The sequence below is a fragment of the Intestinibacter sp. genome, from assembly GCF_034113885.1.
Lineage (GTDB): Bacteria > Bacillota > Clostridia > Peptostreptococcales > Peptostreptococcaceae > Intestinibacter.
Map to the genome: position 1 here is coordinate 1 of NZ_JAXEWM010000030.1, position 3,670 is coordinate 3,670.

The 3,670-nt window shown below is 28.6% G+C and carries 4 protein-coding genes; 1 reads left to right on the forward strand and 3 read right to left on the reverse strand.

What is annotated here, in order from left to right; all coding sequences use genetic code 11:
* Positions 1-115: 115 nt before the first annotated feature.
* Together SPD90_RS01890 and SPD90_RS01895 are read right to left on the reverse strand one after the other, a co-directional pair.
* Entirely contained in the window at positions 116-730 is a 615-nt protein-coding gene (locus SPD90_RS01890) for a methyltransferase (RefSeq protein ID WP_290685983.1), read from the reverse strand.
* Between the two features lie 195 nt (positions 731-925).
* On the reverse strand, positions 926-1,846 hold the full coding sequence (locus SPD90_RS01895) for a LysR family transcriptional regulator (RefSeq protein ID WP_290685986.1): 921 nt from the start codon (positions 1,844-1,846) through the stop codon (positions 926-928).
* Positions 1,847-2,118: 272 nt separating this feature from the next.
* Between SPD90_RS01895 and SPD90_RS01900 the strand changes: the two genes are divergently transcribed.
* Complete coding sequence (locus SPD90_RS01900; protein ID WP_290685989.1) at positions 2,119-3,027, forward strand: carbon-nitrogen hydrolase family protein; 909 nt, start codon at positions 2,119-2,121, stop codon at positions 3,025-3,027.
* A gap of 77 nt (positions 3,028-3,104) precedes the next feature.
* Here the strand turns inward: SPD90_RS01900 and SPD90_RS01905 are convergent, their stop codons facing one another.
* Entirely contained in the window at positions 3,105-3,614 is a 510-nt protein-coding gene (locus tag SPD90_RS01905; RefSeq protein WP_320924140.1) for a divalent metal cation transporter, read from the reverse strand.
* Positions 3,615-3,670 lie beyond the last annotated feature (56 nt).

Sequence of the window (3,670 nt, forward strand, 5' to 3'; positions counted from 1 at the left end):
TGCAAATCACCAAAGCTTTTTTGTAAATGTAATATTTATATAGTTCGTTTTTACAAAATATATAAAAGATAAAATAGTAATTCAATTTATTAAATAAAGTAATTATATGCGTATTTTAGAAATCTACTTTTAAAGTATATATAAGAAATTTTTCTTTTGGATCATTTTTGTATAAGTCATCAAAGATAATTTCTCTTTCTAATATAAATGAAGTTCTATATTCTAAAAATTGAATATAGTCGTCACTTGGATAGTAAAGTATTAAATCTATATTTCTAGGATTTTTTTCAAAAGAATCTAGTATATTTTCAACGACCTTCATAAAAATCTGCACAGAAAAAGGATTAAAAAAATAAAATTTATTGTCCCTTGGATCTATATCATAATTTTGTGCTAGGTTACAGTGAAAATTTATTTTATCCTCCATTTTCTTATTTTTTTGAATATATCTAGATTTATTTAATAACGCTTCATTATAGTATATTTCATTAAACTCTATTCCGCTTGCAATACATTTAAAATAATAATTTATATAAAATATAAGTCTTCCCTTCCCACATCCAAAGTCTACAACATGATCTTTTTTATTTAAATCGTAATTTTCAAATAGAAAATCTAATGCTTCATATAGAGTAGGTTCATATGGATGATTATGTGCTGATGTTTTGTTCCAATTTTCATTTCCTTTTGTATTTATATTTAATAATTTTTCGTAGTAATTTTCTTTCATTAGTTCTCTTCTTTCTGTATTATTTTAATAGTTATATGTTAACATATTTTTTGATTTTGAAAAAATTTATATTGTTATTTTTGTTTTTATTTTTTAATATAATTTCCTACTCGGATTTAATAATTGTTTATGGAAATATTTATATACAAAAGGTTTCCTAAAAAAATAAGCTACTTCTTGTATATAAATATTCATTTAATATTTTTTAAACTCTATATCTTTGCTAATATTTTCATTTATCCAAATTTCAAATTCATCGATAAAAGCCTTCATAGCAGGTGTAAACCATTTATTTCTGTGATAAATAAGCTGAGTAACTATTTTAAATTCACAATCAATTATATTTAAACTTATCAATTTTTTGCTATCTATTTCTTCTCTTACAGACATAAGTGGCAGCAATGTTATCCCTAAATTTCCCATTGTTAACTTCTTTATCGCTTCTAATCCACCAACTTCAAGAGATATATGGGGCTCTATTCCTTCCTCTTTAAATCTCCTTTTAAATGCTGCCCTATAACTACATCCCTGTTCCGTTAAAATCAAAGGTTGGTTTTCTAGATCCTTGATTTTTAATTTCTTTTTATCAGTTATAGGATTTTTAGGTGAAGCTAAAATGACCATTTCTTCATCGTAGTGCATTATACATTCTAAGTCAAAATCATTTACTTTTTCACCTATCATCAATACAAAATCTGCTCTATTGTTTTTTATCATATCTAGCAAATCTCTATATGTAGCGACTTTTATTATTATATCTACATTTTGATATTTTTCATGATATTTTTTAAGGGGCTCGTGAAACATCATCGTGCATAGGGATTCTGCTACTCCGATAGTTAAAACTCCATCTGGTTCTACCTTTTCACTTACAGCCTCTATAGTTTTATTTGATAGTTCTAATATTTGAGTAGCATATTCCAAAAATATTTTTCCTTTAGAAGTCAATTCTATATTTCTGCCTATTCGTTCAAATAACTGAACACCTAATTCTCTTTCTAATATCTTTATTTGCGTTGTCACAGTTGATTGAGCATAGCCCAATTCTTTAGCTGCCTTAGTAAAGCTTTTTAATTTATATATCATACAAAATGTCTCTAAATTTCTCAATTCCATCTATCCAAACTCCATCCTACATAAAATTTATCATTTTTAAACTTATTATAATTCATTATTGAATTTATTCAAAGTTCTTTAAAATAACTCAATCATTTATCATCAATTTTTTTTGAATTTATATATCATATAATTCAATTTTATTAATTTCATAAATTGTAGTATTATTATATTAATAGGAAAGAATTTACAATAAAAAGTGCACTACCTTTTCCTACACATAATTTGCATGCAATAATTATCTATTTATAAACTTATTTAGGGGTGATTATATGAGTAATAAAGTTAGAGTTGCAGCAGTACAAGCTGCACCAATAATTATGGATGAAAAAGCTACAGTAGAAAAAGCTGTTAAGCTTATAAAAGAAGCTGCTGATGCCGGTGCAAAATTAGTAGTATTCCCTGAAGCATTTATTTCTTGCTATCCTAGAGGTCTTTCTTTTGGATTTATAGTAGGTAGTAGAACAGATGCTGGTCGTGAAGATTTTAAACGCTACTACGATAGCTCTGTATTAGTTCCAAGTGAAACTACAGAAATTCTAGCAAATGCTGCCCTTGAAAATGGAGTCTATCTATCAATGGGATGTACTGAAAAGGATGGAATTGGCACTTTATATTGCACAAATTTATTCTTTGGTCCTGATGGAAAATATTTAGGTAAACATAGAAAGTTAAAACCAACTGGCAGTGAACGTTCTCTATGGGGAGAAGGAGATGGAAGTACTTTAACTGTTGTCGATACTCCTTTTGGAAAAATGGGTTCTTTAATATGCTGGGAAAACTACATGCCACTTGCTAGAGTCGCTATGTATAAAAAAGGAGTTTCTATATATCTAGCTCCTACTGCTGACTCGAGAGAAGAATGGCAAGCTACTATGAGACATATTGCTCTAGAAGGTAGATGCTTTGTTATAGGCTGCAATCAATACGTTGAAAAGAGCATGTATCCTCAAGATTTAAACTATATTCACGATTTAGACAATCAACCTGAAATCATGTGTCCTGGTGGAACTTGTATAGTAGATCCTTTTGGAAAATACGTGGCAGGACCTGTATTTAATAAGGAAGAAATGTTAATCGCTGATTTAGATATGGATAAAGTAATCCAAAGTAAAATAGATTTAGACGTTGTAGGTCATTACTCTAGAAACGATGTTTTTGAATTGAAAATAAATGAATAGAAAATAATAAAATTTTAATTTCTAATGCAAAAGACGAGCTTATCACTAAAGCTCGTCTCTTTTAAAATTTAATATTTTTAAAACATCGCCATAATACTTTGAACTGCAGATATTAAAGCAGATCCACCAAGTATTATTGTTATTATACCGATTGCTATACCTAAAATTACAGCAATTGGTCCGTTTGTGTGTTCTCCAAGTAATTTCTTATTGCAAGTTACTATTACTAAGTAAATAACTACTATTGGCAAGATTATACCATTAAGCGCTTGTGTCATAAGTATTATAGTTAGAGGAGAGAATCCTGTTCCTGAAACAATTATACCTATTATAACTATAGCTATATTGACATTTCTAAATCTCTTATCGTGATGTCCATATTCCCATCCTAAAAGACCTGCCAAAGTATAAGATGCACCAAGCGGTGTAGCTATTGCAGATGATAAACCTGCTGCAAATAATCCAATACTTAAGAAAACTTTAGCCCAAGATCCTAGTAAAGATATAACCATCATCATACCTCCAGCAGGCACACTTGGTATAAATCCTCTAGCCACTTCGCCTAAATCTGGTTTAGCAATATTCATTGCAAAAACATAAGAGGCTAATCGTAAAATAATTTACGGTTAGCCCCTTTTATATA

Bases quoted from the DNA above. Each gene is read 5' to 3' on its own strand.
- SPD90_RS01905 (WP_320924140.1), bottom strand. From the start codon at position 3,614: ATGAATATTGCTAAACCAGATTTAGGCGAAGTGGCTAGAGGATTTATA.
- SPD90_RS01900 (WP_290685989.1), top strand. From the start codon at position 2,119: ATGAGTAATAAAGTTAGAGTTGCAGCAGTACAAGCTGCACCAATAATT.
- SPD90_RS01890 (WP_290685983.1), bottom strand. From the start codon at position 730: ATGAAAGAAAATTACTACGAAAAATTATTAAATATAAATACAAAAGGA.
- SPD90_RS01895 (WP_290685986.1), bottom strand. From the start codon at position 1,846: ATGGAATTGAGAAATTTAGAGACATTTTGTATGATATATAAATTAAAA.